Source organism: Tropicimonas sp. S265A, assembly GCF_049800835.1.
Classification (GTDB): Bacteria; Pseudomonadota; Alphaproteobacteria; order Rhodobacterales; family Rhodobacteraceae; genus Dinoroseobacter.
Genome location: NZ_JBNAFU010000003.1, coordinates 227,583 through 254,141, shown reverse-complemented (window position 1 = coordinate 254,141; position 26,559 = coordinate 227,583). Strand labels below are relative to the sequence as shown.

The window sequence follows — 26,559 nt, the reverse complement described above, 5'->3', positions numbered from 1 at the left end:
ATGCGGTATCTTTGGATAACAGGCGGGTTCCTTGCCCTGGCGTGCGGGATTTTCGGGATCTTCGTCCCGCTCTTTCCGACGGTTCCGTTCTTGTTGCTCGCGGCGTTCTGCTTCGCACGTGGGTCGCAACGTTTGCACGACTGGCTGATCACGCATCCAAGATTCGGTGAACCCATCGTGTCTTGGACGGAACGGGGTGCCATCGGCATGCGGGCAAAGCTTCTGGCGTCTGCATCCTTGATCGCGACGTTCAGCGTGTCGCTGGCGCTCGGGCTCGGAGCAGTGATTCTGGCGGTTCAAGGAGCGGTTCTGGGTGGGGTTGCGGTTTTCATCTGGTCACGCCCAAGTGCGTGATCACCTGCTCAGCAATCTGCACAAATCATCCAACTGATCCAAATCTTTGTAATCAATTGATAATTTCCCTTTTGGGCCAGTCTTGGAGTGATCAATCGTGACCTTCATACCAAGGGTTGCGGACAAGTCGGCCTCCAACGCGCGCGTGTCCGCGTCCTTTTCGGGCGCGGGGGAACGCTGGGTGTCGGTTGCGCCCGCTGACGGGGTCGGTCCTTTGGCCAGGCGTTCGGTTTCCCGAACAGAAAGTCCTTCGGCAACCACCTTCTGGGCGAGTTTTTCAGGGTTCTCTGACGTGATCAGCGCGCGGGCATGCCCGGCTGTCAACTGGCCATCGCGCAGATAGTTGAGCGCCGCTTCGGGGAGCGACAGAAGGCGCATCATGTTCGCGATATGGCTACGGCTTTTGCCCAGCGCTTCGGCCAGACGTTCCTGCGTGTGTCCGAACCGATCCATGAGCTGGCGGTATCCACTCGCCTCTTCCACCGGATTAAGGTCAGCACGCTGGATATTCTCGATGATCGCAACCTCCAGTACCTCGGTATCCGACAACTCGCGGATCAGGACCGGAACGGCATGGAGCCGCGCCCGTTGTGCCGCGCGCCAGCGCCGCTCCCCCGCAACGATCTGGTATTCACCCGCAGAGTTCGGGTCCGGCCGGACGATCAGGGGTTGGAGAATGCCTTTCTCGGAGACTGAGGCGGTCAGGCTTTCGAGGTGTGTTTCGTCAAACTGGCGACGGGGCTGGTCCGGGTTGGCGCGCAAAAGCTCTATCGGGAGTTCCGTTTCAGCGGTTGCGCGGGCTGGTGCCTCTCCGGTGACATCAGGGGCCGAGATGTTCACATCCGCCATCAGGGCTGACAGCCCACGGCCCAAGCCCTTGCGGTCCTTGCCTTTTTTATCGTTCATGTCGCCCCCTGCTCCACCAATGTGTGCCTATTCAGGATTTCATCCGCCAGGTTCACGTAGGCCTTCGAGCCAAGCGAATTCGGATCGTACTTCAACACCGGCATCGAAAAGGACGGTGCTTCGCTGACCCGTACATTCCGCGGGATAACGGTGTGGAAAACCAGATCCCCGAGGGTGTCGCGGGCATCCTGCTCCACCTGCCGCGAGAGATTGTTGCGACGGTCATACATTGTCAGAACCACGCCTTCGATCCGGAGCTTCGGGTTGGCCGTTTCGCGCACCTGTCGGATGGTCAGCATGAGCTGCGACAATCCTTCGAGGGCGAAAAACTCCGACTGAAGCGGTACAAGCACGGAATCTGCTGCAACCATCGCGTTGATCGTGAGAAGGTTGAGCGATGGCGGACAGTCGATCAGAACGTAGTCCATCGCGACTGGCAGCTGGTGCAAGCGCGTCAGAGCGGATCGTAGCCGAAAAACGCGTCGACTGTTCGACACCAGTTCCATATCCGCCGAGCTCAGGTCCGTGGTGGCCGGCGCGATCATCAACCCCGGGACCGCTGTTTCACGTGAAACATCCACGAGCGGCGCGTCATCGATCAGCACATCGTAAGTGGTTCGGGTGCGATTGTCTGGAAAAATACCGAGCCCGGTCGACGCGTTGCCCTGAGGATCAAGATCAAGGATGAGCACGTTTTTTCCGTGCGCTGTCAGCGCTGTGGCAAGGTTGATCGTCGTTGTCGTTTTTCCAACGCCCCCCTTCTGATTGGCGATCGCGATGACCTTGGGGGGGTGTTTCTGGGGGTCAGACATTGCGGAGATCCCTGAGCTTCAAGACAACCGACCGCGACTCGGTCAGACTTGGCGTTTCTTCACAGCTAAAATGCCAGTATTTCCGGGCCTCGGACACCTCTGATTTCGCGTTTTCCCCTTTTAAAAGTACGGCAACGCCCTCCTCCGCCAAGTGGCGCGCGACATACCCCAGAAGCTTTGGTAGCGGCGCTAAAGCCCGCGCCGACACAACGTCGGCCGCTTGTGGTGGTGCTTCCTCTATGCGGTCAGACAGGACGCGCGCGGAAATCCCGGTCTCCCGTATAACTGTCCTTAGAAAGGTCGCTTTGCGAAGATCCGACTCAATCAGTGTGAGGTTAAGTTCGGGATGAGCCTCGTGAGCAAGGAGTCCGACCACGAGACCGGGGAAGCCGCCCCCACTTCCCAGATCGACCCAATGTCGGGTTGTCGGGCGGAGAGCTTTGAACACTTGCGCCGAATCGTAGATATGGCGCACCCAGACATCCGAAAGCGTGTTCGAGGCCACAAGGTTTATCTTGGGGTTCCACTTCTGCAATATCGCAACATACGCCTCCAACCGGTCCATTGTTTCACGTGAAACATCGAGCCCCAGTTCGGATGGCAAAGTCATACAGCCTTCCGCAGGTTGGCCTTCTTTATCAGTGCAAGGAGCAAGGTCAGCGCGGCAGGCGTCATCCCGTCAATACGCGCTGCTTGCGCAAGAGAACCAGGGCGCGCCGCGTTGAGTTTCGTTCGTAACTCATTCGAAAGGCCGGAGATGTTGTCGTACTCGAAGTCGGTCGGGATCTGTATCGCCTCATCCTTCTCCAAGGCTATCGCCTGCTCGTTCTGACGATCGAGATAGTTCGCGTAAAGCGCTTCTCTCTCCATCTGCGCGGCCGCCATCGGATCAAGATCAAGATCAGGCCAGATCTCTTGTAGCTGTGAGAAGTTCACAACCGGTAGGGCAAGAAGATCATAGGCCGTGCGCTTCTTGCCATCGTGCTTTACTTTTAAACCGTGCGCGTGGGCCTGGTTCGGTGTGATTGTACGTGCTTGGAGCCCCTCTCGTGCCGCCTCCAAGCGCGCGCGCTTGGTTTCAAACGCCACGCGGCGCGCTTGTGACACACACCCGAGCGCTATGGCTTCCGGCGTCAGACGTTGATCGGCATTATCCGCGCGCAGCGACAGTCGGTACTCCGCACGCGATGTGAACATGCGATAAGGTTCGAGAACACCTTGTGTCGTAAGGTCGTCAATCATGACACCAATGTAACTTGTCCGGCGCGATGGAAGGAAAGGCCCCTGCCCCCGCGAGAGCCGGGCTGCATTCAATCCGGCAACCAACCCTTGGGCTGCGGCCTCTTCATAGCCGGTCGTGCCGTTAATCTGCCCGGCAAGGAACAGTCCAGGGACCTCCCGCAACTGAAGATCCGCGTTCAAGGCACGCGGGTCAACGTAGTCATATTCGATCGCATAGCCGGGCTGCTGAATGTCCGCCTGCTCCAACCCAACGATGCTGCGCACATAAGAGGCCTGAACATCGACTGGCAAGGATGTCGAGATTCCATTGGGGTAGACGGTGTTGCCGGTCAGACTTTCCGGTTCGAGGAAAATCTGATGCGAGGTTTTCTCCGCAAACCGAACGATCTTGTCCTCGATCGAAGGGCAGTATCGCGGTCCGGTGCCCTCGATATGACCCCCGTACATCGCAGATCGCCCGAGGTTGTTGCGGATAATGTCATGCGTTTCCAGGTTGGTGTGGGTGATCGCGCAGGAGATCTGGCGCGCGGTGGGACCGTCCGACAGGAATGAGAACATCGTCGGCGTTTCATCGCCGGGCTGTGGCTCCAGACGATCCCAATCGATTGTTCGCCCATCCAGGCGCGGTGGCGTGCCAGTCTTCAGGCGACCCATTGGCAGGCCAAACCCATCCAGGCGCTGCGCCAACCGGACAGATGGCGCGTCGCCCACACGTCCTCCTGGCCGCGAGACGTCGCCTATGTGGATCACGCCACGCAAGAACGTACCGGTCGTAATCACCACGGCGGCCGCCTTGATCTGGCTGTCATCCGCCAGAACGACGCCCTTGACTGCCCCGTTCGAAAGCTGGAGGTCCGCCACCTCGCCCTCCAGAATAGAGAGGTTCGGCGTGTTCTCGATCAGCGCCAACATCGTTTTCTGATAAATCGCCCGGTCTTGCTGCGCGCGCGGGCCTTGTACGGCTGGGCCCTTGCGCCGGTTCAGCAAGCGAAACTGGATGCCCGCTGCATCCGCAACCCGCCCCATTACACCATCAAAAGCGTCAATCTCTCGGACAAGATGCCCTTTTCCGAGACCGCCGATTGCCGGATTACACGACATCACGCCGATACCCGACTTGTTCAAGGTCACAAGCGCTGTCCGCACGCCCAGCCGTGCGGCCGCATGGGCCGCCTCAGTTCCGGCATGGCCTCCACCCACAACAATCACATCGAAGTCGAGATGTTTCACGTGAAACACTCCATCACTTGCCAAGGCAGAAGCTGGCGAAAATTTCCCCGAGAAGATCCTCTACATCTACACGACCGATAAGAGAGTCAAGCGCCCGGATCGCAAAGCGCAATTCCTCTGCCAGCACTTCGGTCGGCGCGTTCTTCGGTAGAAGGTCGAGCACGGTCTCAAGATGTGCGACGGCGAGGGTCATCGCATCCCGGTGACGCTTGTGAGTCGCCGTTCCAATATGGCTGATCTTGTGCTCCAGGGTTTCGGAGATCGTATTCGTCAAGCGCGCCAACCCCTGCCCCGTCTGCGCAGAGATGGCCAACCCCTCCGTCGCGGACGTCAGGTCGACCTTGGACCTGATCACCAGATCAATAGAAAGATCGCGCAGCTCCGAAGGAATAGCGCCGTCCTCAGTCAACACGATACGCATATCCGCATTCTTCGCCCGACTGAGGGCACGGGACACGCCGATCTGCTCAATCTCGTCATCCGATGACCGCAAGCCGGCGGTATCCAGAACCGTGACAGGGATACCGTCCATATCCAGGCGGACTTCGATAATATCCCGCGTGGTGCCTGCGGTCTTGGATGTGATGGCAGCCTCCCGCCCCGCAAGTGCGTTCAGCAAGGTTGATTTCCCCGCATTCGGCGCACCGAGGATTGCAATCTCGAATCCATCCCGCAGCCGCTCAGCCACATAGGATCCGGAGATTTCTGCCCCGAGATCCCTGTACGTGCGCTCAACCAAATCAGTGACTTCCGGGGTAACATTCACCGGAACATCCTCGTCGGCGAAGTCGATGGTCACCTCCAGCAAGGCAGCGGCCCGGATCAGGTCCGCACGCCAGTTCTCGACCCGGTCCCCGAGTGCACCGGAAAACACAAGCTGTGCTTGTCGGCGCTGTGCTTCGGTTTCCGCCTCAACCAGATCCGCGAGGCCTTCGACCTGTGCGAGGTCGAGGCGATTGTTTTCAAGGGCGCGGCGCGTAAACTCCCCCGGCTCTGCCAGTCTGAGACCTTCGAGCGATCCGAGTTCCCGTTCCACGGCGCGCAACACCGCGATGGACCCATGCAGATGTAGCTCGACCACCGCTTCGCCGGTAAAGCTGGCTCCTTCGGGGAAAACGAGGACAAGGGCTTCGTCGAGATGATCGCCATCTGTCGTTCGAAGTGTCCGCAACCCTGCCATGCGCGGCGCGGGCAATCGACCCGCCAGTTGCTCCGCCGCGAAAAAAGCGCGAGGGCCGCTGATCCGAATGACCGCGACCCCCGCTTTTCCCTTCGCCGTTGCCTGGGCAAAGATCGTATCCATCAGCGTTTAGGTGTTCATCGAGTCGAAGAATTCCGAGTTGGTCTTCGTCTGCTTGAGTTTGGAGATCAGGAATTCGATCGCATCGGTGGTTCCCATGGGGTTCAGGATGCGCCGCAAGACGAATGTTTTCTGAAGATCCTTGGCATCCACCAACAACTCCTCCTTCCGGGTACCGGATTTGAGGATGTCCATCGCCGGGAAAACGCGTTTGTCGGCAACCTTGCGGTCCAGGACAATCTCGGAGTTACCGGTCCCCTTGAACTCTTCGAAGATAACTTCATCCATCCGGGAGCCTGTATCGATCAACGCCGTCGCGATGATGGTAAGCGATCCACCCTCTTCGATGTTCCGCGCCGCACCAAAGAAACGCTTGGGCCGCTGCAAGGCGTTTGCATCCACACCCCCAGTCAGAACTTTACCCGAAGACGGAACAACAGTGTTGAAAGCTCTACCAAGTCTTGTGATTGAATCGAGAAGAATCACAACATCTCGTTTATGCTCCACCAAACGCTTCGCTTTCTCGATCACCATTTCCGAGACCGCAACGTGGCGTGTTGCGGGTTCATCGAAGGTCGAGGAAATGACCTCTCCCTTCACGGAGCGCTGCATGTCCGTCACCTCTTCGGGGCGTTCGTCGATCAGAAGCACCATGAGGTAACACTCTGGGTGGTTCGTTTCGATACTGCGGGCGATGTTCTGAAGCAGAACGGTTTTACCCGTCCGCGGTGGCGCCACGATCAAGGACCGCTGGCCTTTCCCAACTGGCGAAACAAGGTCGATAATCCGGGCCGAGCGATCCTTGATGGTCGGATCTTCGATCTCCATCTTGAGCCGCTCATCAGGATAAAGCGGCGTCAGGTTATCGAAGCTGACCTTGTGCTTTGCCTTTTGCGGATCCTCGAAGTTCACCTCGACGACCTTGGTCAGGGCAAAATAGCGCTCGTTCTCGCGTGGGGCCTGGATCACGCCGGAGACGGTATCGCCGGTGCGCAAACTGTGTTGTCTGATCATGTCCGGTGACACGTAGATATCGTCGGGACCGGGAAGATAGTTCGCCTCCGGCGAGCGGAGAAACCCGAAACCGTCCTGCATCACTTCCAGCACGCCATCGCCGGAGATCTCCCATCCCTCTTCCGCGCGCTCCTTCAGGATGGCGAACATCATGTCGCCCTTGCGCATGGTGGACGCGTTTTCGATTTCAAGCTCTTCCGCCATTGGCAGAAGATCGGCAGGACTCATGGCTTTCAGGTCAGCCAGAGCGAGACGCTCTTGGGACATTCAGGGGATCTCCGGGGCGCCGGACGGCGCGATATCATTCGTTTGGAAAAGTCCCCGCCGGACGGCGGTTCGTGCGCAATTATCGTGATCGCAGGCGAAAAGTCAATCTCTGCTCAGAACGGTCGTGCGATCACCGAGACAACGATCACGATCATCAGGATCGTTGGTACTTCGTTCATGATCCGGAACCCGCGGCCGGTGACAGTGGATGTGCCCGCCAACAATGCCTTGCGTTCCTTGGCAAGCCACATGTGGAACCACGTCATGCCGATAATGGCCACGGCCTTCGTGTACGGCCACACAGCGCCCCAATCGACAATTCCAGGGGTTAGAGCCAGCCAGAGGCCAAAAACCCATGTAGCAATCATCGAGGGGTTCATGATGGCCTTGAGAAGACGACGTTCCATCGTATGGAACATTTCCTCAGTCGGGCCTTGTACCGCATCCTGTTCGACATGGTAGACATAGAGCCGCGGCAGATAGAACAGACCCGCCATCCACGCCATGACGGAGATGACATGCAGGGATTTGATCCAAGGGTACAGGTCGGCCATGCGTTCTTTCTCGTTCTTTGCTTTCTATCAATAATAATTAAAGAAAAGAAAAGAGATGATGATGTAGGTCTTGGGGATAACTCTAATTCTTTGTTTTCCAAACTTTATCCCGACTGGTTTGTGGGTATCTTATCCATTATGCACAAATTAAATATTCAAGTGATATATCAAAGACTTACACCTGCTAAACCCTGGGGACAGATCTGCAGGAAACTCCGAGAACTTGAGGATAGGTTCGAGGCCCCAGGCGTTCTAGCGGAGTTTTCAACACGGGACAGTTTCCTCTGGAAGGATCAGGTTTTCCACGTAGTGTAACCCCTGCCCCGGCCACTGGACGTTGCCCCCAGATTAACCCGCAGCGTTCAGGCTGTTTTGTCCACAGGATCATCCACGTGCCCAGTCAGATCATTCTTGCGTCGCAGTCACAGGTTCGGGCGGATTTGTTCCGCAACGCGGGCGTCGCTGTCGAGGCGCACCCCGCGCGTATCGATGAGGAGGCGATCAAGGCCGCGCTTCTGGCGGAGGATGCCTCGCCTCAGGATATCGCCGATACCCTCGCGGAGATGAAGGCGCAAAAGGTCGGCGTGAAGTACCCGGAAGCTCTGGTGATCGGATGCGACCAGGTTCTGGATCACAAGGGGGTTTTGTTGTCAAAGCCGGTCACGCGGGAGGATGCAAAAGCCCAGCTTTCGCAGCTATCCCGATCCACACACCGCCTGCTTTCCGCGGCTGTCATCTATCATGAGGGCAAGCCGGTGTGGCGGCATGTCGGTGTTGCGCGCCTGACCATGCGGAAACCATCGGAGGCATATCTGGATGCCTATATCGAGCGCAATTGGAACAGTATTCGGGACAGCGTCGGAGCCTACAAGCTTGAGGAAGAGGGCGCCCGGCTGTTTGCGCGGATTGATGGCGATTATTTCGTTGTGCTCGGCCTGCCGTTGTTGGAAATTCTCAGCTATCTGACGCTGAGGGGGGAGATTGAAGGATGAGTGCGGATCTGGTTCCGCTGGCGGGTGTGATTGGATCGCCTGTCGCGCATTCTTTGTCCCCCAAGGTCCATGGGTACTGGTTGGCGGAACACGGTCTTGCCGGGCACTATATCCCGATGGATGTGGCCAGCGACAATCTGAAGGCGGCCTTTGCCACCCTGCCCCGGCTTGGCTTCAAGGGCGTAAATGTCACCCTGCCCCATAAGGAACGTGCGCTATCGCTCGCGGATCGGGTCTCGGATCGGGCCGCTGTGATCGGAGCGGCAAACACGATCACCTTTCAGCCTGACGGATCGATCCATGCGGATAACACTGACGGCGTAGGGTTCATCGAAAACCTACGTGCGGGCGCGCCGCATTGGTCAGCCGCCACTGGACCCGCAGTCGTCCTGGGCGCAGGTGGCGCAGCACGGGGGGTCTTGGCATCGCTGCTGGATGCTGGTGCGCCTGAAATTCGTCTCGCGAACCGGACGCGCGTCCGTGGAGAGGCCTTGCGCGCGGATTTTGGCCCGAAGGTGACGGTGATCGACTGGCATCGCATTCCGGATGCGCTGGACGGGGCGGCCTTGTTGGTCAACACCACGTCACTGGGGATGAGCGGGCATTCGCCCTTGTCCATCGCGCTGGATGGGTTGCCGAAAGACGCGATCGTGACCGATATCGTTTATAACCCGTTGGAAACGCATCTTTTGCAGATGGCACGTGACGGCGGGCATGTGACGGTAGATGGCCTGGGCATGCTGCTGCACCAGGCTGTTCCGGGCTTTGCGCGCTGGTTCGGCACGCGGCCCAAGGTGACCGATGCCCTGCGCGCGGCTGTTCTGGCGGAATGATCAAGCTTGGATTGACCGGCTCCATCGGTATGGGCAAATCAACGACGGCGCAGATGTTTCGGGATCGGAACGTCCCGGTTTGGGATGCCGATGCGGCGGTCCATCACCTGTACGCTGCCAACGGTGCAGGAAGCCGGGCTTTGGAAGCGGTGTATCCTGAGGCGGTCGGTCCCGAGGGTGTGGATCGCGCGGTGCTGCGGGACGTCATCGCCGAGGACCCGCAAGCTTTGAAACGGATCGAGGGGCTGATCCATCCTCTGCTTCGCTCAGAACGCGCGGCATTTGTGAACACGAATTCCAAAGAGCACGTGGTGCTGTTCGACATTCCACTGCTGTTTGAAACCGGTGCTGACGCGTGGCTGGACCGGATCGCCGTTGTTTCAACGGACGCAGAGCGGCAAAAGGCGCGTGTTCTGGACCGACCAAATATGGACGCCGCACATTTCGAGTTTATTCTGTCCAAGCAGGTCCCGGATGCAGAGAAACGCGCGCGCGCCGATTTTGTCATTGATACGACGACACTTGAGAGTGCCGCCAGTGGTGTGGACCACATCCTGAGCACGTTGAGGGAGGCTTCAGATGCGTGAAATCGTTCTGGATACGGAGACGACGGGATTCGATCCCGAATCCGGGGATCGGATCGTCGAGATCGGTGCGGTGGAACTGCACAACCACGTGCCGACGGGTCGGGTGTACCACCAGTATATCAATCCCGAACGGTCAATGCCCCAGGGTGCATTCGAAGTGCATGGTCTGGGCGATGCCTTTCTCGCCGACAAGCCGGTTTTCGCCGCAATCGCGCAGGAGTTTCTGGATTTCGTCGGAGATGCGCATCTGGTGATCCACAATGCAGCGTTCGACATGAAATTCCTGAACGCCGAGCTTGGCTGGGTCAAGAAACGGCAACTCCCGTGGGATCAGGCCATCGATACACTTGCGATTGCACGCAAGAAATTTCCTGGCTCGCCGGCGTCTCTGGATGCGCTGTGCCGCCGGTTCGGTGTCGACAACTCGTCGCGTGAAAAACACGGTGCGCTGCTCGATAGCGAAATCCTCGCCGAGGTCTATCTGGAACTGATCGGGGGACGTCAGCCGGACTTCATGTTGGGTGCTTCCTCCGCACCGGTGGGCGATGCCGGATCGATGGGGCAGAAAACGGCGCGCATCCGGCCCAAGAAATTACCGCCCCGGATAACCGAGGCGGAACAAACTGCGCATCGTGCGTTTGTCGATGCCCTGGGCGATGATGCCCTGTGGCGGAAACTGGATCAGGCCTGAGCCGTGCCTGCCGCCGCTTGCTGGGCTGCGGCGCGACGTGCGATTTCCTGCCGGTAAAGTGCCACGAAATCAATAAGGTCGAGGTTCAGCGGTGGGAAGCCCCCGTCGCGGGTGACGTCCGAAACGATCCGACGCAGGAACGGAAAGGTCATGCGCGGGCATTCGATCAGCAGGAACGGGTGAAGCTGCTCGTCGGCGATGTTTTCGATCTGGAACACGCCTGCGTAGTCAACCTCCAGCGCAAAGATCACATCGCCTGCCTCTTTCGTCTTGGCAGTGATGTTCAGCTTCGTCGCGACCTCATACTGGTTCTCCGCGGCGCGCTTCTTGGCATCCAGATTGACCTGCACCTGAATGTCGGGCTGGCTGTTGTTTTCCAGCCCTTTCTGAGCGGCGATATTCTCGAACGACATGTCGCGAATATACTGGCCGAGGATCTTGAGCTGCGGCATCTGCGGTTCGGCGGCAGCGCCGTTTTGCGGTTGATCGGTCATTGATGAGGTCTCTTTGCTTGCGGATCAGGTTTTGCTGGCGTCCTAACAGGAAGCGCGGGCCCTCTCAACCAAACTCAGCGGGTGTTTTTGTCGTCTGTCCAGCGCGACGGGCCGGTGCGCGGGCGCGGAGGGACTTCTTCCACCTCTTCGAACTCGCCATCGATCACATCTCGGGCGCTGCGCTGACCCCCGGGTCCGTAAGAAAACTGCTGGACCGTGACCCGGGCGCGGACATGGCGGTACACCGCGCTGCGCACGCCGGGGATCAGCAGGGCAAAGCCGACAGCATCCGTGAAAAACCCGGGCGTCAGCAACAAAGCGCCGGAAAACAGGATCATTGCACCGTGTGCCAGGGGTTCCGTGGGGTCGCCGAGGTCGGAGAAGGTCTGGCGCAGGCCGTTTATCGCCTCGCGCCCCTGACTGCGAACCAATGTCGTGCCCAGAAGGGCGGTCAGCACAACAATCAGCAGGGTCGGCCATAGTCCGATCAGCCCGCCGATCTGAATAAACAAAGCGATTTCGATCAACGGAACCGCCAAGAACAACGCAAACAGCCACACTTTCCTGCCCTCCTGTTGGTGCCGGTGGTGGACTTGCCACAGGCACGACCTTACATATGCAGTCAACAGTCAAATACCATGAACACGCGCGTCGAGGACGGAATGAACCAACCCATTATCCAACTTTTGGTACTGCTTGCGGTGGCCGTTTTTCTGATCTTGCGCCTGCGCAACGTGTTGGGGACGCGAGAAGGTTTCGAGAAAAAGCCGATTCCGATGTCCGAACGCGAATCTCTTCCGCGCCGCGATTTCGAAGTGATCGAAGGTGGACCGGACAAGGACATCACCGACCACGTGGAAGACGGAACGCCGGCCGCCAAGGCGCTCGGCGCGATGAAAATGACCGAATCGGGCTTCAACGTAACGGAGTTTCTGACCGGCGCGCGTGGTGCCTATGAGTGGATCCTCATGGCGTTCGAGCGCGGAGAGTTGGAAGAGGTCCGCGATTTCGTGTCGGATGAAGTCTACGAGGCATTGGACAGCGTGGTTCAGGCCCGGGCTGCCGACGGGCTGACCGTCGAGGCCGAGTTTGTCGGAGTTCGGGAAACCTCGCTTGTGGATGCGGACTTCAACCGCGACACGAAAGAGGGAGAAGTCACTGTGCGGTTTGTGGGCGAGTTGGCCTTCGCGGTGCGCAATGCCGAAGGCGAGGTCGTGGAGGGCAACCCCGGCGAGATCAAACGCCAGCGCGATGTCTGGACCTTTGCCCGCGTTTTCGGGTCCGACGATCCGAACTGGCGGCTTGTAGCCACCGGCGAGTGATCCGTGTGCGGGGCGGTCTGCGAAAGCTGGCTGCGGCTGCGGCGATGACGGTATTTGCCCATGGGGCAGGGGCGAATGGCGCCCCCTCCGTGACACTCATGTCTTTCGACGATCTCGACGGATGGACGCTGGATCAGCATGACGAGGCCTTGGGCGCGTTCCTTGAAACATGCGGCGACCTGAAAGACCCGGAATGGGCGCCGGTCTGTGCCATCGCACAAGATACCGCCGACGCGCGCGGCTTTTTCGAGGCCCTGTTTCTGCCCGTTCTGATCGAGGATGGAAACGAGCCGCTTTTCACCGGGTATTTCGAACCGGAAATTCGTGCTGCTCGCACGCGCGGCGGGGCCTATCAGTATCCGGTATATGCCACGCCGCCGAACCTGCCGCGGGGACAGCCTTGGCTGACCCGGGCGCAAATCGATCAGGGGGCGCTTTCGGGGCAGGGGCTTGAGATAGCTTTTGCTGCTGATCCGGTCGACCTGTTTTTCTTGCAAGTTCAAGGGTCTGGCCGGTTGCGTCTGCCCGATGGTGATGTGATGCGGATCGGGTTCGATGCAAAGAATGGCCATTCCTATAGGTCCGTTGGACGAGAGTTGATCCGCCAGGGCCATCTTCCGGAAAACCGGGTGTCCGCCCAGGCGATCCGTGCCTGGGTGCGCGCGAATGGCGAGGCGGGCCGCCGGATGCTTCATCACAACCCATCCTTTGTCTTTTTCCGCCTGATCGACCACGTGCCCCCGCAAAAGGGACCGCTGGGCGCAATGAACCGTTCGATAACCGCACACCGGTCGATCGCTGTTGACCCCGATTACAATCCGCTCGGCGCGCCGGTCTGGGTAGAAAAGGACGGACGCACGCCGATCCGTCGGCTGATGGTGGCACAGGACACAGGGTCCGCGATCAAAGGCGCGCAGCGGGCGGACGTCTTCTACGGAACCGGGGCAGAGGCCGGAGAGGCCGCAGGTCGTATCCGCGACGGCGGGCGGATGATCGTCCTGCTGCCGGTCGAGATGGCGCTCAATGCCGTGCGGAAGAGTGGATGAGCCATGTCAAAGCGCAAGTCACGCGGGCTGCGCCCTGAGGAAGAGGCGCTTTGGCAGAAAGTCATCGAAAACGCCAAGCCGATGCATGCCCGCGCAGCCCCGATCGAGAAACCGAAACCGACCCCGCGCCGAACACCCAGCACCGATCCCGTGATGCCGATGCCGGGGTTGGAGCCATTTCGCGTGGGGTCCAAGACCAAATCTGCGCCGCGCCATGATCTTGCCCCGGATTTGAAGGAAAGCCTCGCGCGCGCGCCGGTTAAAATGGACCGCAAGGCGTTTCAGCAGCTCAAACGCGGCAAGCTCAAACCCGAAGCGCGATTGGATTTGCACGGCATGACGCTTGCCCAGGCGCATCCTGCGCTGAACCGGTTCATCCTGGGCGCACAAGCGCAGGGAAAACGGCTTGTCCTGGTGATCACCGGCAAGGGCAAGGACCGGGACGAGGGTGGGCCGATCCCGCAGAAACTGGGCGTTCTGCGCCATCAGGTCCCGCATTGGCTGCAAATCCCGCCGCTGAGCGCGGCGGTTCTGCAGGTCAGCCCGGCGCATCTGCGCCATGGCGGGGCAGGGGCGTATTACGTCTATCTGCGCAAGCGCTAGAGAACGTAACGGCTCAAGTCTGCGCTTTTGGTCAATTCGCCAAGGTTTTCCTCGACAAAGCCTGCGTTCACCTCGATCTGCGCGCCGGCGCATTCGGGGGCGGTGAAGCTGAGTTCCTCGAACACGCGTTCCATGACGGTGTAGAGCCTGCGCGCGCCGATGTTTTCGACGCTCTGGTTCACGTCTGCGGCGATTTTCGCCAGAGCGGCGATGCCATCCTCGGTGAAGGAAACAGTTACTTCCTCGGTCGCCATAAGCGCTGTGTACTGCCGGGTCAGCGCGTTGTCCGTTTCGGTCAGGATACGAACGAAATCGCCTTCGGTTAGCGCGCGCAGTTCAACGCGAATAGGCAGGCGGCCTTGCAATTCCGGCAGCAAATCAGACGGTTTGGCGATGTGAAACGCCCCAGAGGCGATGAACAGGATGTGGTCAGTCTTGACCGGCCCGTACTTCGTGGAAACGGTTGTGCCTTCGATCAGGGGCAACAGGTCGCGCTGGACGCCTTCGCGGCTGACATCGGCACCGCGGGCGTCGGACCGCGCGCACACCTTGTCGATTTCGTCGAGGAACACGATCCCGTTCTCCTCGACGGCGCTCATGGCGGTTTTCTGGACAGTTTCATCGTCTAGCAGTTTGTCCGCTTCTTCGCCGATCAGCACATCGTAGCTGTCGGCAACGGTCATCCGCTTGCGCACGGTGCGTCCGCCAAAGGCCTTGCCGAAGATATCGCCGAGGTTCATGCCACCGCCCATCGGCCCGCCCATGCCCATCCCGGGCTGGCCGGGGATCTCGAACATGCTCATCGGATTCGAGGTGTCGGCGAGGTCGAGCTCGATCATCGTATCGTCCAGCTCCCCTGCTTTCAGCTTCTTGCGAAACATCTCCCGTGTGCCGTCGCGCGCGCCTTCGCCGGCAATAGCCTCGATCACGCGCTCTTCTGCGGCGGCATGGGCCTTGGCCTTGACGTCCTCGCGCATGTAATCGCGGGTCTGGGTGATAGCGGCCTCCACCAGATCGCGGATGATTTGTTCCACGTCGCGGCCGACATAGCCCACTTCGGTGAATTTCGTTGCTTCGACCTTGATGAAGGGCGCGCGGGCAAGTTTGGCGAGGCGGCGCGAGATCTCGGTTTTTCCGACGCCGGTGGGTCCGATCATCAGGATATTCTTCGGATAGACCTCTTCCCGCAGATCGTCGCCCAGCTTCTTGCGGCGCCAGCGATTGCGCAGGGCGACGGCGACGGCGCGCTTGGCGTCCTTCTGGCCGATGATGAAGCGGTCGAGTTCAGAGACAATTTCGCGGGGGGTCAGGTCGCTCATGAGGGTCCTTTCACGGGGAGGATCGCGGATCAGCCGCTGATCGACTCCACCGTCAGATTTCCATTGGTGTAAACGCAGATGTCGGCGGCGATGGCCATAGCCTTGCGGGCGATTGGTTCCGCGTCGGTCTCGGTCTCATATAGCCCCCGCGCGGCAGCCAACGCGAAGTTGCCGCCGGAACCGATCGCAGCGATGTTGTGTTCCGGTTCCAGCACGTCGCCCGCCCCGGTGATGACGAGCAAAACATCGCCATCTGTCACGATCAGCATCGCTTCGAGTTTTTGCAGGTACTTGTCGGTGCGCCAGTCCTTGGCCAGTTCCACCGCAGCACGTGACAGTTGGCCGGGTGTGGCCTCCAGCTTGGCCTCCAGCCGTTCCAGCAGGGTGAAGGCATCCGCCGTCGATCCGGCAAAGCCCGCCACCACTTCGTGCCCGCCCGGCGACAACCGCCGCACCTTGCGGGCGGTGCCCTTGATCACGGTCTGGCCGAGGCTGACCTGGCCATCACCAGCCACAACGACCTTGCCGCCTTTCTTGACGCCGATAATGGTCGTTCCATGCCAACCGGGGAATTCAGTCTCGCTCATCAGGGCCTCCGTCCGCTTGCCAGATATATGAAGATCAGACCGCGGCTCTACAAGCGGGCTTGTTGAAAACGACAAGGGCGCCCGCGTGGGACGCCCTTGGAAACAAATGGCAAACCGCCTTAGATGGCGCCGTCGATCCAGCTTTGCAGCGCGGCTTTCGGGGCTGCGCCCACCTTGTTGGAGACAACCTCTCCATCCTTGAACAGGAACAGGGCGGGAATCCCGCGCACACCCATCTGGGCAGGGGAATTCGGGTTCTCGTCCACGTTGATCTTGGCGATCTTGATCTTGTCGCCGTACTCGGCGCTCAACTCTTCAAGCGCCGGGCCGATCTGCTTGCAGGGGCCGCACCACTCCGCCCAGAAATCCACGACGACGGGGACTTGGGAATTGCGCACTTCGGCGTCGAACGTATCGTCAGTCACGGCAACAGTGGCCATTCGTGTGCCCTCCTATATCAGGCGTCAAACTCGGACCGCCAACGTAGGAACGCAGCGCGAGGAGGTCAAGAACCCCCCGCAGTCACGACCGCGTTCCCGAGCGCCGAACGCACCAGATCTGCGGGCAGGTCCATGCGGGTCGCTGTGCGGGTCCATATGATCGCTACGGTCACGACTCGGTCGGGATAAACCTGTTCAAGTGCGGCTTGATAGGCCCCCATCTGGCGCAGGATGCCCTCTGGTGTTTCCGCCGCCGTGGCAGGTACGGTGGCGTTCGATTTGAAATCGACCGCGAGCACGTCGTGATCGGTGACGATCAGGCGGTCGATCGTGCCTGTAATCTGGCGGCTCAACTCCGGCAGATGGGCAGTGATATCCACTTCCGCCAAGGCATCCGGCGCGAAGAGGGGCACGAGCGCGGGCGCCGTCAGTACGGCTTCGGCTTCGGCAAAGATCGCGGCACGCGTTTGCGCATCCGCAACCCAGGGGCGCAGCAGGCCGTCCGCGTGTTCCGGCCAGTTCGCACGAGGCATCTCCGGCAGGTGTTCGAGCAGCAGGTGAATATGCGTACCCCGGGCCATGGCGCTGTCTCGATCCAGACCCTCGCCGCCTCCCGCCACGATCTTGTCACCCCCAAGATCCGATGGCGAAACCGGGTCGGGCTGTGTCGGCGGTGTCTTCAGCGCGGGCAGAACCAGCGGTGTCCGGGTCGCCGACGCCGGTGCGCCGTGTTTCTCTGTCTGGTCCGGCCAGACGCCGAAGGAAATCCGCCGCCCTTCGCCTACGGGCGACAGAAGCGGGACGGGGGGCGGTGTCGCATTGTCCATCGCGGCGGCGGCGATTGCGTGCCAACTGTCGAGACCCGCGCCGGTTTCCCCGGCTGCAGCGATGATCAGCCAGCTTTCTGCGCGGGTCATGGCCACATAAAACAGACGCATTCGTTCTTCGTCGGCTGCCTGGCGCTCGGCCTCTATCGCGGTGAGGCAGGGCCGGGGGGCGACAGCACGGGATGTCCGCAACGTCGATTGGGCATCACCTATCGAAAGCAGTGTATTCTGATGCGTTCGGTCTCGGGTCTTGCCGCAATCGGGCAGGATGACGATCGGTGCTTCCAGACCTTTTGCGCCGTGCACGGTCATCACGCGCACTTCGTTTCGCTGGCTGTCCATCTGCCGTTTGATTGTCAGATCGTCAGACAAAAACCATGTCAGGAATCCTGTGAGGCTGGGAACATTCGTGAACTCGTAGCTGAGCGCCTGCGCCAGCAATGCGTCGATACCATCCTCGGCCTCATGCCCCAAACGCGCCAGAAGCTTCGCGCGGCCGTTGTGGCGCGTAAGGATGCGTTCCAGAACCTCGAAGGGTCGCATGAAGTCCGCCGCGTCGCGCAAATCCTGCAGGATGCGGACTGTGTCGGGGTGCCGGTCAGCGGCGTCGCGGAGTGCGGCCCACAAGAACTGCCCGCCGCGCGGTTGGGCGAGGGTGTAAAGATCGTTTTCCGACCAGTTGAACAGCGGTGACTTCAGCACGCAGGCCAGCGAAAGGTCATCTTCCGGTGTGGCAAGAAATGACAGGCATGCGATCAGGTCCTTGACTGCAAGCTCCGCCCCGACCTGCAAGCGGTCCGCCCCGGCAATCGGAATGCCCCTGTCCTTGCAGCTTCGGATAATCTCGTGGAACATGGCAGACCGGCTTTGCACCAGGATCAGGAAATCCCGCGCCTGAACGGGCCGCGTGTCGCCACGGGTTGTCGTGATCTGCGTGCCACTGGACAGAATTTCGTCGACCTGTTCCGCAACCTTGCGCGCCAATTCCAGCTTGGGATCGTTGGGGTCTTCCAGATCGACGGGATCATACCACGGGGGTTTTTCAGGGATGTCCGGTTTCGGAACAGGTGGCCATAGATCCACCCGCCCAGGAAGGTCGCTGCGAAAGGCGCGATGCTCCGACCGGTGGCCGAGACCCATGTGTTGTGTGGTCTCGAAACACTGATCCACGAACCCGAGAATACCGGGCGAGGATCGGAAGGAATGCAAAAGCGCATGCTCGCCGAAGGGCGCCCCGATTTGCCCGAGCGCGTCGCCGAAATAGGCTCGCATCCGGTCAAAGCCCTTGGGATCGGCACCCTGAAACGAGTAGATCGACTGCTTTGGGTCGCCCACGACAAAGATCGTTCTGTCCCTGTCGGCCCCTGCGCCGTCACCCGCCGTGAATTCCTGCGTAAGAAGCCGGATCACATCCCATTGCGCGGGACTTGTGTCCTGTGCCTCGTCAACAAGCACGTGGTCGATCCCGCCATCGAGACGGAACAGCACCCACTGCGCAACCTCGCGATCTGTCAGGAGGGCCCGGGCCTGCAGGATCAGGTCGTCGAAATCCAGCACCCCAAGCGCTGTCTTGGTGGCTTCCAGCTGGTCAAGATACGCGCGCGCGAACCGGAGGAGAACTCGCGTGCGGTCCATCAGGTCGAGCGCCAGTCGCGTATCGCGCGTGTCTTCGACGCGACGCATCAGGGCATCGAGAGTTGTTTCTTCAGGCCCGAGTTTCGCGCGCGTGGCATTTGTCGGAAAACCCGGAATCTTGGCTGAGAAGGGCGGCTGTTTCCTCGAACTGGCACCCGTCAGGAAGATGCCTTCCAACCCTTCGAGAAACGAAAGGTTCGATGGTGTCTGCAACAAGGCCGCGAGAGTTTCTGCATGTTTCGCGTCTGTTTTCGAGCCTGTCGCCAACAGATCGCAAAGACGCCCGAGCAGATCGAGGTTTCCGGGCACGACGACTTGGCCGAGGAGTGTCTCGGGGCGTGTGTCCGGTGGCAGCGACAGGGTGCGCAACAGGTGATCTTCGGCGTGTGGATTGCGCAGGGCCTCGGCATGGCTGGTCATTTCGGCAAGGAAGCCGTCGAAACTTGGCTCCGCAACGATCCCGGCCATATCCTCGAGTGCGGACCGGTGCGGTCCGCTTGCCAGATCGGCCAGAACACCCTTGCGCAGGTCGCGCGAGGCAGGTTCGTCCAGCTCCCGAAACTGAGGGGGCAATCCGGCTTCCATCGGGAACCGCCGCAGCAGCCCCGAGCAGAAGGAGTGAATGGTCTGGATTTTCAGACCGCCCGGCGTTTCGATCGCCCGGGCGAACAATGTGCGTGCCTTTGAAATCAGGGATGGCGTCAAATCCTGATCCGGCACGCCAAGCGCGTGCAAGGCATCGCGCAGGGCTGGATCGGGCAGCATGGCCCAGCCTCCGAGACGCGCAAAGAGCCTGTTCTGCATCTCGCTCGCGGCGGCTTTGGTATAGGTCAGACACAGGATGCGTTCGGGATCGACTCCGCGCAGCAGGTGCCGGGCCACGCGGTCTGTCAGAACCTTCGTCTTGCCGGACCCTGCATTGGCCGACAGCCAGACCGAGCTGCCAGGGTCAGCCGCCGCATGCTGCGCGCGTGTCGCGGCATCCGGTTGGGTCATCCGACATCCTCCGGCTGGGCAGGGTCGGTAATCTCCCATTCCCCGTGGCGGCTCAGGTGATCGTAGTCGCTGGCATCGTGGGTGTTTTTCATCATCCGGCGTGCGGTATAGCCGGCCCCGCGCGACCGCCAGTGCGTGATCAGGCCCCCGAACTGGTCCCAGATCGCGTCCGCCTCGGCGGTGTCGAACGGGATCTCAAGGTCTGGTGCGGATGTGCTGAGCGAGATGTAGGCCATCTCCGCAACGCGTTGTGGTCCGAGGGCAGCGATCCCGCCGCCCGCTGCAATCGCAGCTTCGAGGTGAAGCTGGAAATCAAAAACCTTGAGTTGTGACTTCGAAGGTGGGGTCGATTTGTAGTCGTAGATCCGTAACTGCCCATCGTGGCAGATATCGAGGCGGTCTGCGCGACACGTCAGCGTGAACCCGTCCGCAGTGGTTCGGGTGCCGTCCTGTTCGGACAGGATCTGTACCGCGCGGGCAAGGCGCGGACCCTCACGCATCACCACATCAGGGGCGATCCGGCGCATATGCGCTCGCCAGAAGGCCGTTATGGCACCGGGAAAATCGGTCTGCTTCACGATATCGCCCGTGATCGCCTCAAGCGTGGCCGCATCTGCTGTGTGGGTGCCTTTCAGAACGCCTGGAACGAATACCTCCATCACCTTGTGAAAGACGCTGCCGCGGTCACGGGCATCGGGATCCTGACCCAGCAGGGGCAGCGGGCGCAGACGCAAGATCGACCGGGCATAAACAGCATAGGGGTCGCGGACCAGGGTTTCGATGCGCGTGACAGGCAGTTGTGATGGACGCGCGTTTTCCGGCGGGCGCGGGGCAGGGCGCGGCGCTGCGGGTACAGGCGACGCGGGCAGATCAAGGCGTGCGGCCTGTGCCAGCACCGCGTCGCCCCGCGCGCGCATTTGCGCCAGTTCGGATGCACTTGCGTCGCTGAGCCCCGACAAGAGGTTGGTCAGTCGGTTGAGCCAGCGCGATGGCACGGTTTCCGCCTCATCCCCGCGAATGGCGCGGCTGAGGATCACCTCCCGCGCGCCGATGGCCTGCTGAAAGTCATGGGCCGAAAGTCCGATCTGCCGTTCGGGCAACAGTAATCCGGCCTGCGCGCGCATGGCGCGATTCATCCACGGGTCCGCGGCGGGCAGGGGTGGCCAAGTTCCGTCATTCAGCCCGGCCAGAATGGCGAGGTCCGCACCCTGAACTCGGGCTTCCAGCGTGCCCCAGATCATCACGTTCGGATGGGATCTCGCGGGGTCGCGCACCTCGCTCTCGGCCAGAAGTGTATCGAGGAGCGTCACATACTCGGCCAGGGTCACTGCGCCGCCAAACGGTGCAGCCTCGGCCAGACCATCCAATACTTTCAGGGTCTCCTCCCCGGCGGCGAGGTCCCATAGCCCGCTTTGCGCAGACCGGTCTGGTCCTGCGGCAACAGTCTCGGTCACTGCCCGGTGCTGCGCCAGAAGCTCTGCCAGAGGCCCGGAGCAGACAGAAGTCAGGTCTACCAACACGGACGCGAGCCATGCACCCCATGCTCGGGCCTCCGGTTGCGACCGCGCTGCGGCCCATGCCTTGATCGCGTCCGGATCGGGCTGCGAGACACGTGTCTTGCGCAGATGGAGTTCCAGGTCGCGGGTCAGCAGGAGGTGCGGTCCGCGGGTTCCGGGGGCGGAATGGGTCAGCGGGTGTTTGAGCAGCGCGATAAGGGCATCCGCGCGCATCGATGTTCCAAGCGCCAGCGCCACTTGCCGCAGCAGCCGACCCGGTGGTGACAAGGCCAAGGGTTTTCCCGCGCTGTCATCCGGTACGATCCGCCACCGGTCCAGTGCCGCTGTGACCTGCCGTGCAAGAACGCGGTCGGGTGTCACCAGCGCGGCGGTTTTCCCCGCCTCGGCCGCATTGCGCAGGGTCAGGGCGATCGCCTGCGCCTCCTGTCGTGCCGAGGGCGCCTCTATCAGCGTCAGGCCCGCGCAGGCGTCCGGCAGGTTCTCCAAACGCGGTCCTTCGGTGAGCCATTGATCTGTGACGGGGGCAGGGCGCAGCGCGAGGGACAGCACCGCATTTCGCTCGGGTGCGGGGGGGCGTGCCTGTGTCCAGCGTGGCAACGTGCACGGGTCGAGATCCAGCGCCTTGAGGGTTTTTGCGAAACGGTACTGCGGATGATCCTCGCCCTTGAGCGGGTTCTGCAGCGCATCCCAGATCGCGGAGGGCTGGTCGAAATCGTAGCCGGGCAGGACCACCGCCCCTTGCGGCAGCAGCGCGACCGCTTCCATCAATGCTGCAGTTGTTCCCCGTGATCCTGTGGACCCAGCCAGGATCACCGGGTGACGCGGCGGGTGCTGTACCCAACTGGCGATCAGCGACAAAACCCGGTTGCGATGCTGGGCCTCCGGGCCCGGGTTTTCCTCCCCCGACAGGAAGGGGGCGATGATATTGATGAATTTGAGTGTGCGCGCCCAGTGCGCGGAGAGGTGACCGACATCGGTATCGGCGATGACGTGCAGGGGAACGCCCTCGCCCTCCACCTCGTCGAGCAGCTTCTGCAAGCTGGCGGCCAGATCGAAGACGGCGGCGCGGGGGGCAAGTGTCTGTTCCTGTTGGATCAGTCTGCGAACCAGTTGGCTGATCTCCAGCCGTCGCGCGAGTTTGGAGGGGGCGGGTTGACCAGCGTTGACCCCAAGCTCTGTCAGGAGCCGGATTCGTGGCAGGAAACATGGACCGCGCTGGGCATAGATCATGCGCAATCTGCGGCGCATCCGCGTCGTGTTGACGATCAGCTCGACACGCGCGATCGCCTCCGGTGGCTGTCCCGAAAGCCGGGTCGCCAGACCCGCCGCGAGCTCGGCCGGAAAATCCACGCCTGGCGGCAGGGCATAGACACGGGGCGGTGTGCCTTCTTCGTGAAAGAGCTGCGGGGTCACGGCCATTCGGCCCAGAGTCTGTTGGCCAGAACCAGACCTTCGGGATGGCCGACATCGGCCCAATGCCCGGGATAGGTCACGCCGAAGAGACGCCCGGTTTCAGCATACCGGTTCCAAAGCAGGTTGAGGGAGAACACCTCTGCCGCGATCCCATCCAGCCCCGCAAGGGAGACGATTTGAGCACCGGTATAGACCAGATCGCCACCGCGCGAGAGCGCGCCATCGGCCGCCTGCGAAAAATCGCCCGGCGCGTTGCGGCCATGGGCGCGGTCCAGAGGAACCGTCAGCAACAGAGCGTCCATGCGCGCGGGGTCCCAGGCCTGCGACAGGGTGTCGAGAGCGGACGGGTCGGACCACACCGCGTCGGAATTCAGGGTGAATACAGGATCTGCGCTCAACGCCGCTCTGGCGGCTTTCAGACCGCCGCCCGTATCGAGAATCCGATCGGATTCGTCGGCGATCCCGATGTCCGTACGGGGTTCCAGATGTGCCATGATATCGCCGGATCGGTAATGCACGTTGACTACCCTGCGCGTGACCCGGGCGTGGTCGGTGAGGTCCAGTGCATGATCCAGAAGCGTGCGGCCCCCGACCTGCAAGAGCGGCTTTGGGCAGGACCGGGTCAATGCGCCCATCCGAGTTCCGAACCCGGCCGCAAAGATCATCACAGCGTCGGGCATGTTCCTGCTTTCTGCCGGAGGGTGTCCAGGTATTCCGGCGTGGGCGGCGGCAGGATGGTTCGCGCCACCGCGTGCAAATCCTGCAAGGCCGGATGCGCCAGATTCGCCTCCAGTTGTGCCCAGACCCGCGGGATCAGATCAACGTAGTCGGGCTTGTTGAAGTGCAGAGACAGGCGCGCAAACACGCCGAGGATGCGCAAAGCGCGCTGAGCCCCAAGAACGGCGGCATCACGTGTGAAAAGGTCGCGATCCATGTTCGACGCCGTGCAATAATGCGTGGCCATCGCGTCGGCCACGGGCTCCGGCACATCCCGGCGTGCGTCCTGCATCAGCGAGATCACGTCATAGACAGGATGCCCGCGTGCGGCGTCCTGAAAATCCAGAAGTCCTACTTTCGCAAGCCCCTCGAACCCGTCCATCCAGATCAGGTTCTCCGCATGGTAGTCGCGCAGGACCAGAACGGGATTGCTCCAGTCCAGAGTGGCGAGCGCAGACCCCATCGCTGCGCTTAGCTTTGACGCGCTGTCAGGCGCGCTCGCATACCAGGTGGCGGCGAGGGTTGCTGCCGCTGCCATCGGCTCTGCGGAATAATTGGGGACGCCTGTGCCCGGCAAAGGCGCTCCATGAAGGCGCAGCAGGACGTCAATTGCGGCTGTATAGAGCCTGTTTTGAAGCTCTGGCGTGGTTTCGAAAACGCGGGCGTAGAGCCCATCGCCGAGGTCTTCGAGCAAGACGATCCCGCGCTCGGGGTCGGTGGCGTACACCTCGGGTGCGTGCAGACCGCTGTGCCGTAGATGCGCTGCGATTTGCAGAAATGGACCGGTGTCCTCGCCGCGTTCCGGCGCGGCATCCATCAAGACGGCCCGTCTGTTCCCAAGACGCACCCGCATGTAGCGGCGGTTGGATGCGTCGCCGGCCAGTGGCGTACAGGCTGCGCCGTCCCACCCGGCGCGCGTCAGGAATGCGGCGTATGCGGTCACGTGAGAATGTCCTCAAGCAGTGGGGCAAGACGATCTTTCCAACTTGGGTCCGCGGACGTCAGCACAAGGTTACGGGCGTCGTCCTGACCCTCCACCATGGACAGCGACAGTGTCAGTGCGCGCGGGGGCGCGGTGCTGCCCAACCTGTCGGGCCATTCGATCAGGCAGATCGCGTGGTCGAAAGCGTCGTCCAGTCCCAGCTCGAAGACTTCGTCCGGCGTGGTCAGGCGGTAAAGATCGCAATGCCAGATCTCCAGATCCGTCAGCGCGTAAACCTGGACCAGCGTGAAGGTCGGGGAGGGGACATCCTCCATCCGGTTTTCGGCAGCGAGCCGGTTCTGGATCAACGCCCGGCAGATCAGGCTCTTGCCTGCGCCGATGTCCCCCTCCAGCAGCAGCGTGTCGCCCGCGCGCAGCAGGGGTGCCATGGCGGCGGCCAAAGCTTGGGACTGCGCGGTGCTGGAGAGCTGAACTTGCCCGATCAGGTGTGGCTGCATACCCCCGTTTTACCCGGGCAGGACGGGGCCGCAAGCACTGACACGTTCGGCGTTCTGTTCCGATTACCCGGCGAGGGTTTGCGGCGTCGAGTCCACGGGGGCGATCTTGCGCGGCTCGATCACAACCGTGTCGAAGGCAACCATCGTCATTCCCGCGGCGAGCGGCGAGATGCGACAGCGGTAGGGAACGTGCCCGTCGCGCAGGTACACCGTGTCTTCCCAAGGCGACCGGCTGCGGTCAGTCCAGCCGAAGTCGCGGATGTCCCCCCAGACAGGCGAGGGTTCGAACACCTCCTGCCAGAGCGCTGTTGCATCCACGACCGATTGCGGCCGCAACTCCTGCCCGAACTCATAGGAAAAGAAACTGTCATAGGCCGCGCTCGACATGACCAGTACGCCGCCTTCGTTGAACACGGCAAGCGGGGGGGCCACGCTGTCGATCACGCCCTGTCCCAGCTCGATCTCGGACCGGAACCGCCGGGTCAGGGACAGCTCGGAGGAGACATCCTCGATGGTGATCGCGATGCCGCCGTCATGGTGCGGGCGGGCGCGAATGCGAAAGTTCTGCCCGGTGGACAAGGCCCAGGTTTCTTCGAATGCGCCCCGGTTCGCTGCTGCCTCCAACGAGGTCAGACGATTGCGCCACTCCTTGTAGTCCTTGGGTTCGGGCAACATGTTCCGGTCGCGCAGGCGATCGAGCACCTCTGCGAGCGAGGGGCGAGAGCTGAGCCATTCCGGTTCCAGCGTGGTCAGGTCGGTCAGGGCGGGATTGAACAGCACAAGCTGGCGACGCTTGTCGAAAATCGCGAGACCCACCTGAAGATGCGCAAAGGTACTGGTCAGGGTCTGCACGAAACTGCGCAGGCTATGTTCAGCCTTGATGGTCAGGTCAATCGGCGTTGCGGAATACAGAAAGTCATCCCCGACACGGAAACCTTCTACATCGAACCAATGCTTTTCGACTGTTTCCACCTCCACCGCGATGCGGCGCGACCCGGCAGTGTCGGGGTGCGCCAGCGAGGTGGCCTTGAAGATCCGGGCCAGCGGCCACGTGCCCGCCTTGTCGGGGAACAACTGATCGGCGCGGTCGATATAGGCCTTGTTGGCCCAGCTGATCGCGCCGTCCTCGGACTGTACCCACAAAAGGACAGGCACGTTGGCGACCGTGGCGCGCAAACGATCAAGTTCCGCGGACACTTCGGGGCTGACTGCGGCGCCAGGGGGTGTGGCAAGGGCCTGGTCGGAGTGAGACGTCGTGGCTGGGTCCGGCCCGAGAAAGCGCAACGCGGCGAGTGCCGCTGCGGCGGTCAGAAAAGAAACGGCGACCAGGGTCGCAAATCCTGTGAGATCCAGTTCCAACATCGCCGGCACCTTTCAAAGATTACCGGCGCACCTTGCGCAACAATGGTTAATTGCCCGTT

At 61.2% G+C, this 26,559-nt stretch carries 26 protein-coding genes; 8 read left to right on the top strand and 18 right to left on the bottom strand.

What is annotated here, in order from left to right:
• Window positions 1–354, top strand: a complete 354-nt coding sequence (locus ACP15N_RS11280) for a YbaN family protein (RefSeq protein WP_425092373.1) — start codon at window positions 1–3, stop codon at window positions 352–354.
• Here ACP15N_RS11280 and ACP15N_RS11275 read toward each other — a convergent pair whose 3' ends face one another.
• The 7 genes from ACP15N_RS11275 to ACP15N_RS11245 all read right to left on the bottom strand — a co-directional run bounded on the left by ACP15N_RS11275 (window position 355) and on the right by ACP15N_RS11245 (window position 7,679).
• On the bottom strand, window positions 355–1,260 hold the full coding sequence (locus tag ACP15N_RS11275; protein ID WP_425092372.1) for a ParB/RepB/Spo0J family partition protein: 906 nt from the start codon (window positions 1,258–1,260) through the stop codon (window positions 355–357).
• A complete protein-coding gene (locus ACP15N_RS11270) occupies window positions 1,257–2,072 on the bottom strand; it encodes a ParA family protein (protein ID WP_425092371.1) in 816 nt (271 codons plus the stop codon). Before ACP15N_RS11270 ends, ACP15N_RS11275 begins: the two co-directional genes overlap by 4 nt.
• A complete protein-coding gene (gene rsmG, locus ACP15N_RS11265) occupies window positions 2,065–2,682 on the bottom strand; it encodes a 16S rRNA (guanine(527)-N(7))-methyltransferase RsmG (protein WP_425092370.1) in 618 nt (205 codons plus the stop codon). The genes ACP15N_RS11270 and rsmG overlap by 8 nt, the downstream gene beginning before the upstream one ends.
• Complete coding sequence (gene mnmG, locus ACP15N_RS11260; protein WP_425092454.1) at window positions 2,679–4,553, bottom strand: tRNA uridine-5-carboxymethylaminomethyl(34) synthesis enzyme MnmG; 1,875 nt, start codon at window positions 4,551–4,553, stop codon at window positions 2,679–2,681. The genes rsmG and mnmG overlap by 4 nt, the downstream gene beginning before the upstream one ends.
• A 4-nt stretch (window positions 4,554–4,557) precedes the next feature.
• Complete coding sequence (gene mnmE, locus ACP15N_RS11255; protein WP_425092369.1) at window positions 4,558–5,847, bottom strand: tRNA uridine-5-carboxymethylaminomethyl(34) synthesis GTPase MnmE; 1,290 nt, start codon at window positions 5,845–5,847, stop codon at window positions 4,558–4,560.
• A 6-nt stretch (window positions 5,848–5,853) separates the two neighbouring features.
• A complete protein-coding gene (gene rho, locus ACP15N_RS11250; RefSeq protein WP_425092368.1) occupies window positions 5,854–7,125 on the bottom strand; it encodes a transcription termination factor Rho in 1,272 nt (423 codons plus the stop codon).
• A 113-nt stretch (window positions 7,126–7,238) separates the two neighbouring features.
• Window positions 7,239–7,679 (bottom strand): CopD family protein, encoded by a 441-nt coding sequence (locus ACP15N_RS11245; RefSeq protein WP_425092367.1) that lies wholly within the window; start codon window positions 7,677–7,679, stop codon window positions 7,239–7,241.
• Between the two features lie 392 nt (window positions 7,680–8,071).
• On the opposite strand from ACP15N_RS11245, the gene ACP15N_RS11240 reads away from it, so the two are divergent.
• From ACP15N_RS11240 to dnaQ, 4 genes are read left to right on the top strand one after another with little or no spacing between them, the layout of a single operon-like run.
• On the top strand, window positions 8,072–8,671 hold the full coding sequence (locus tag ACP15N_RS11240; RefSeq protein ID WP_425092366.1) for a Maf family protein: 600 nt from the start codon (window positions 8,072–8,074) through the stop codon (window positions 8,669–8,671).
• Window positions 8,668–9,504: a shikimate dehydrogenase gene (locus tag ACP15N_RS11235; protein WP_425092365.1), complete on the top strand. Its 837-nt coding sequence runs from the start codon at window positions 8,668–8,670 to the stop codon at window positions 9,502–9,504. Before ACP15N_RS11240 ends, ACP15N_RS11235 begins: the two co-directional genes overlap by 4 nt.
• Complete coding sequence (gene coaE, locus ACP15N_RS11230) at window positions 9,501–10,091, top strand: dephospho-CoA kinase (RefSeq protein WP_425092364.1); 591 nt, start codon at window positions 9,501–9,503, stop codon at window positions 10,089–10,091. Before ACP15N_RS11235 ends, coaE begins: the two co-directional genes overlap by 4 nt.
• The gene (gene dnaQ / locus ACP15N_RS11225) at window positions 10,084–10,782 is read left to right on the top strand and encodes a DNA polymerase III subunit epsilon (RefSeq protein WP_425092363.1); all 699 of its coding nucleotides are present in this window, start codon (window positions 10,084–10,086) and stop codon (window positions 10,780–10,782) included. The genes coaE and dnaQ overlap by 8 nt, the downstream gene beginning before the upstream one ends.
• Here the strand turns inward: dnaQ and secB are convergent.
• A complete protein-coding gene (secB, locus tag ACP15N_RS11220; RefSeq protein ID WP_425092362.1) occupies window positions 10,773–11,276 on the bottom strand; it encodes a protein-export chaperone SecB in 504 nt (167 codons plus the stop codon). The genes dnaQ and secB overlap by 10 nt on opposite strands.
• Before the next feature lie 74 nt (window positions 11,277–11,350).
• Window positions 11,351–11,836: an FxsA family protein gene (locus tag ACP15N_RS11215; RefSeq protein WP_425092361.1), complete on the bottom strand. Its 486-nt coding sequence runs from the start codon at window positions 11,834–11,836 to the stop codon at window positions 11,351–11,353.
• A gap of 102 nt (window positions 11,837–11,938) precedes the next feature.
• On the opposite strand from ACP15N_RS11215, the gene ACP15N_RS11210 reads away from it, so the two are divergent.
• From ACP15N_RS11210 to ACP15N_RS11200, 3 genes are read left to right on the top strand one after another with little or no spacing between them, the layout of a single operon-like run.
• Window positions 11,939–12,598 (top strand): Tim44/TimA family putative adaptor protein, encoded by a 660-nt coding sequence (locus ACP15N_RS11210; RefSeq protein WP_425092360.1) that lies wholly within the window; start codon window positions 11,939–11,941, stop codon window positions 12,596–12,598.
• A 5-nt stretch (window positions 12,599–12,603) separates the two neighbouring features.
• A complete protein-coding gene (locus ACP15N_RS11205; RefSeq protein ID WP_425092453.1) occupies window positions 12,604–13,644 on the top strand; it encodes a murein transglycosylase A in 1,041 nt (346 codons plus the stop codon).
• Window positions 13,645–13,647: 3 nt separating this feature from the next.
• Window positions 13,648–14,247, top strand: a complete 600-nt coding sequence (locus ACP15N_RS11200) for a Smr/MutS family protein (RefSeq protein WP_425092359.1) — start codon at window positions 13,648–13,650, stop codon at window positions 14,245–14,247.
• Here ACP15N_RS11200 and hslU read toward each other — a convergent pair.
• The 9 genes from hslU to ACP15N_RS11155 all read right to left on the bottom strand — a co-directional run bounded on the left by hslU (window position 14,244) and on the right by ACP15N_RS11155 (window position 26,500).
• The gene (hslU, locus tag ACP15N_RS11195) at window positions 14,244–15,566 is read right to left on the bottom strand and encodes an ATP-dependent protease ATPase subunit HslU (RefSeq protein ID WP_425092358.1); all 1,323 of its coding nucleotides are present in this window, start codon (window positions 15,564–15,566) and stop codon (window positions 14,244–14,246) included. The genes ACP15N_RS11200 and hslU overlap by 4 nt on opposite strands.
• 29 nt (window positions 15,567–15,595) lie before the next feature.
• Window positions 15,596–16,153: an ATP-dependent protease subunit HslV gene (hslV, locus tag ACP15N_RS11190; RefSeq protein ID WP_425092357.1), complete on the bottom strand. Its 558-nt coding sequence runs from the start codon at window positions 16,151–16,153 to the stop codon at window positions 15,596–15,598.
• Window positions 16,154–16,272: 119 nt separating this feature from the next.
• Complete coding sequence (gene trxA, locus ACP15N_RS11185) at window positions 16,273–16,593, bottom strand: thioredoxin (protein WP_425092356.1); 321 nt, start codon at window positions 16,591–16,593, stop codon at window positions 16,273–16,275.
• A gap of 65 nt (window positions 16,594–16,658) precedes the next feature.
• The gene (gene addA / locus ACP15N_RS11180) at window positions 16,659–20,051 is read right to left on the bottom strand and encodes a double-strand break repair helicase AddA (protein WP_425092355.1); all 3,393 of its coding nucleotides are present in this window, start codon (window positions 20,049–20,051) and stop codon (window positions 16,659–16,661) included.
• The gene (gene addB / locus ACP15N_RS11175) at window positions 20,048–22,987 is read right to left on the bottom strand and encodes a double-strand break repair protein AddB (protein ID WP_425092354.1); all 2,940 of its coding nucleotides are present in this window, start codon (window positions 22,985–22,987) and stop codon (window positions 20,048–20,050) included. Before addB ends, addA begins: the two co-directional genes overlap by 4 nt.
• Window positions 22,978–23,661, bottom strand: a complete 684-nt coding sequence (locus tag ACP15N_RS11170) for a nucleotidyltransferase family protein (RefSeq protein ID WP_425092353.1) — start codon at window positions 23,659–23,661, stop codon at window positions 22,978–22,980. Before ACP15N_RS11170 ends, addB begins: the two co-directional genes overlap by 10 nt.
• Window positions 23,646–24,641 carry an aminoglycoside phosphotransferase family protein gene (locus ACP15N_RS11165; RefSeq protein WP_425092352.1) on the bottom strand — a complete coding sequence of 332 codons (996 nt, stop codon included), beginning with the start codon at window positions 24,639–24,641 and terminating at the stop codon, window positions 23,646–23,648. Before ACP15N_RS11165 ends, ACP15N_RS11170 begins: the two co-directional genes overlap by 16 nt.
• Window positions 24,638–25,138, bottom strand: a complete 501-nt coding sequence (gene tsaE / locus ACP15N_RS11160) for a tRNA (adenosine(37)-N6)-threonylcarbamoyltransferase complex ATPase subunit type 1 TsaE (protein WP_425092351.1) — start codon at window positions 25,136–25,138, stop codon at window positions 24,638–24,640. The genes ACP15N_RS11165 and tsaE overlap by 4 nt, the downstream gene beginning before the upstream one ends.
• A 63-nt stretch (window positions 25,139–25,201) precedes the next feature.
• Window positions 25,202–26,500 (bottom strand): PAS-domain containing protein, encoded by a 1,299-nt coding sequence (locus ACP15N_RS11155; RefSeq protein ID WP_425092350.1) that lies wholly within the window; start codon window positions 26,498–26,500, stop codon window positions 25,202–25,204.
• Window positions 26,501–26,559 lie beyond the last annotated feature (59 nt).

Bases quoted from the DNA above. Each gene is read 5' to 3' on its own strand.
- ACP15N_RS11280 (WP_425092373.1), top strand. From the start codon at position 1: ATGCGGTATCTTTGGATAACAGGCGGGTTCCTTGCCCTGGCGTGCGGG.
- ACP15N_RS11275 (WP_425092372.1), bottom strand. From the start codon at position 1,260: ATGAACGATAAAAAAGGCAAGGACCGCAAGGGCTTGGGCCGTGGGCTG.
- ACP15N_RS11270 (WP_425092371.1), bottom strand. From the start codon at position 2,072: ATGTCTGACCCCCAGAAACACCCCCCCAAGGTCATCGCGATCGCCAAT.
- rsmG (WP_425092370.1), bottom strand. From the start codon at position 2,682: ATGACTTTGCCATCCGAACTGGGGCTCGATGTTTCACGTGAAACAATG.
- mnmE (WP_425092369.1), bottom strand. From the start codon at position 5,847: ATGGATACGATCTTTGCCCAGGCAACGGCGAAGGGAAAAGCGGGGGTC.
- rho (WP_425092368.1), bottom strand. From the start codon at position 7,125: ATGTCCCAAGAGCGTCTCGCTCTGGCTGACCTGAAAGCCATGAGTCCT.
- ACP15N_RS11245 (WP_425092367.1), bottom strand. From the start codon at position 7,679: ATGGCCGACCTGTACCCTTGGATCAAATCCCTGCATGTCATCTCCGTC.
- ACP15N_RS11235 (WP_425092365.1), top strand. From the start codon at position 8,668: ATGAGTGCGGATCTGGTTCCGCTGGCGGGTGTGATTGGATCGCCTGTC.
- coaE (WP_425092364.1), top strand. From the start codon at position 9,501: ATGATCAAGCTTGGATTGACCGGCTCCATCGGTATGGGCAAATCAACG.
- dnaQ (WP_425092363.1), top strand. From the start codon at position 10,084: ATGCGTGAAATCGTTCTGGATACGGAGACGACGGGATTCGATCCCGAA.
- secB (WP_425092362.1), bottom strand. From the start codon at position 11,276: ATGACCGATCAACCGCAAAACGGCGCTGCCGCCGAACCGCAGATGCCG.
- ACP15N_RS11210 (WP_425092360.1), top strand. From the start codon at position 11,939: ATGAACCAACCCATTATCCAACTTTTGGTACTGCTTGCGGTGGCCGTT.
- ACP15N_RS11200 (WP_425092359.1), top strand. From the start codon at position 13,648: ATGTCAAAGCGCAAGTCACGCGGGCTGCGCCCTGAGGAAGAGGCGCTT.
- hslU (WP_425092358.1), bottom strand. From the start codon at position 15,566: ATGAGCGACCTGACCCCCCGCGAAATTGTCTCTGAACTCGACCGCTTC.
- hslV (WP_425092357.1), bottom strand. From the start codon at position 16,153: ATGAGCGAGACTGAATTCCCCGGTTGGCATGGAACGACCATTATCGGC.
- trxA (WP_425092356.1), bottom strand. From the start codon at position 16,593: ATGGCCACTGTTGCCGTGACTGACGATACGTTCGACGCCGAAGTGCGC.
- addA (WP_425092355.1), bottom strand. From the start codon at position 20,051: ATGACCCAACCGGATGCCGCGACACGCGCGCAGCATGCGGCGGCTGAC.
- addB (WP_425092354.1), bottom strand. From the start codon at position 22,987: ATGGCCGTGACCCCGCAGCTCTTTCACGAAGAAGGCACACCGCCCCGT.
- ACP15N_RS11170 (WP_425092353.1), bottom strand. From the start codon at position 23,661: ATGCCCGACGCTGTGATGATCTTTGCGGCCGGGTTCGGAACTCGGATG.
- tsaE (WP_425092351.1), bottom strand. From the start codon at position 25,138: ATGCAGCCACACCTGATCGGGCAAGTTCAGCTCTCCAGCACCGCGCAG.
- ACP15N_RS11155 (WP_425092350.1), bottom strand. From the start codon at position 26,500: ATGTTGGAACTGGATCTCACAGGATTTGCGACCCTGGTCGCCGTTTCT.